A 2,055-nucleotide genomic window follows, 5' to 3' on the forward strand; every position below is an offset into this window, starting at 1 on the left:
CTCCTGGACGCGCTGTGCCGACCGGCTCCATCTGCACGTCAACACCCTCCGCTACCGCATGGGCCGGATAGAACAGCTCACCGGCCGCGACCTGTCCCGCCTGGAGGACAAACTCGACTTCTTCCTCGCCCTGCGCCTGAGTTGAGGAGACCGCCGCCGCGTATGCGCCACAGACCGCGGAATTGATCCACCCCGGGCGGGGGTTGGAGCAGTCATGCAAGCGATCGCACCGACTGCCGAAGGAGCCGGTGCCTCGTGCTGCTTGCCGTCCGCAGCAGCCGGTCCCACCGGCACGGTTGCATCGACGGACGGCCGGCGCCGCACGGGCGGGGAAGGCGGAGACCACGAGGTCGTCCGCCCCGCCACCCCGGCCCAGGACAGCGGTACGCCCGCCGCTCACCCGGACCAAGATGTATTCGGCAGGAGGACCCTTTCATGACTGACCGGCCCTTGACGCTCATGGCAGTACACGCCCACCCCGACGACGAGGCCACCGGAACCGGAGGCATCCTCGCGCGGTACGCGGCGGAGGGCGTCCGCACGGTTCTCGTGACGTGTACCGACGGCGGTTGCGGCGACGGGCCGGGGGGTGTCAAGCCGGGCGATCCCGAGCACGATCCGGCGGCCGTCGCCTTGATGCGCCGTGAAGAACTCAAGGCGAGCTGCGACGTCCTGAAGGTCAGCGACCTGGAGATGCTGGATTATGCCGACTCCGGGATGACCGGCTGGCTGAGCAACGACGCACCCGGATCGTTCTGGCAGACCCCCGTGGAGGAAGGCGCCGCACGGCTCGCGGAACTCATGCGGCACTACCGGCCCGACGTGGTCGTCACCTACGACGAGAACGGCTTCTACGGGCACCCCGACCACATCCAGGCCCACCGCATCACCATGGCGGCGCTGGAGATGACCGCGCTGACGCCGAAGACGTACTGGACGACGGTGCCCCGCTCGATGATGCGGCGGTTCGGGGAGACCATGCGGGAGTTTCAGGAGGACATGCCGGAGCCGGATCCCGCCGAGACCGCCGCGATGGCCGAGATCGGCCTCCCCGACGACGAGATCACCACGTGGGTGGACACCACCGCGTTCAGCGGCCAGAAGTTCGATGCGCTGGCCGCGCACGCCAGTCAGGGCGAGAACATCTTCTTCCTCAGGATGGGCAAGGAGAGGTTCGGCGAGTTGATGGGCATGGAGACCTTCCTGCGAGTCAGGGACGTCACCGGCGCGGCCGTACCCGAGAACGATCTCTTCGCCGGACTTCGCTGATCCGCCCGTCCGGGACCGGGCCCGCACAGCCGCGTCCTACGGGCGGCGGGCCAGCAAGTGGGCGTCAAGGAAGCCCCGCTCGGACACCGGGTCGTGGAGCAACCGAGCCACCGTGACGAGTCCCGCCCCGGCCAGCAACCCGGCAAACAGTTCCGTCGGCCAGCTGTAGGCGGGCGTCACCTTGTGATCGAAGCGGACCGGCTCCGGCCCCTCGGTCCCGAAGAAGGACACCAGGATCAGGCCCCCTGATGCCAGGACACGTACCTGCTCAGCGAGCAGCGCGGGCAGTTCTCCGGGTGGGGTATGGATCATGGAGTAGTGGGCCAGCACCCCGCCGAGCGCGCCGTCCTCGACCGGCAGGTTCTCCATTCGCGCTTCGTCGAACCGCAGCAACGGATGGGCCTGCCGAGCGTGGTCGACCATGGCCGGGGAGAGGTCGAGCCCGAAGGCGTCCAGCCCCAAGTCGTGCAGCATCGCCGTCAGATGACCGGGTCCGCACCCGACGTCGGCTGCCCGCAGGTTTCCCGTGCCACGCACGAGCTCGGCGAAGGTGCCGATCATGTTCCGCGCGAACGGCTTCGTCTCCAGCCGATCGGCGAACATCGACGCATACAGCTCGACGACCCCGTCGTAGGCCGCCCTGGTCTCATCCTGGTGAATCGGCACCGGAAGGAAATTACACGCACGCCGTTCGCAGCGGTTCTCCGGCCCCGTACCGGCCCTTCCGCTTCGTCCCCGACGACGTACGGCGCGCGTTCACCGCCCGACTGCTGGCTCCCCTGCACG

The 2,055-nt window shown here is 68.6% G+C and carries 3 protein-coding genes; 2 read left to right on the plus strand and 1 reads right to left on the minus strand.

Features of this window, described 5'->3' with window-relative positions:
• The coding region (locus tag AN215_RS28250; RefSeq protein WP_139140678.1) for a helix-turn-helix domain-containing protein at positions 1-145 on the plus strand (145 nt) is incomplete at its 5' end.
• A 290-nt stretch (positions 146-435) separates the two neighbouring features.
• Positions 436-1,269, plus strand: a complete 834-nt coding sequence (locus AN215_RS00135; RefSeq protein ID WP_070008652.1) for a PIG-L family deacetylase — start codon at positions 436-438, stop codon at positions 1,267-1,269.
• A gap of 36 nt (positions 1,270-1,305) precedes the next feature.
• Here the strand turns inward: AN215_RS00135 and AN215_RS00140 are convergent, their stop codons facing one another.
• A complete protein-coding gene (locus AN215_RS00140) occupies positions 1,306-1,935 on the minus strand; it encodes a class I SAM-dependent methyltransferase (RefSeq protein ID WP_070008653.1) in 630 nt (209 codons plus the stop codon).
• Positions 1,936-2,055: the final 120 nt, after the last annotated feature.

The organism is Streptomyces abyssalis, from assembly GCF_001751365.1.
GTDB lineage: Bacteria > Actinomycetota > Actinomycetes > Streptomycetales > Streptomycetaceae > Streptomyces > Streptomyces abyssalis.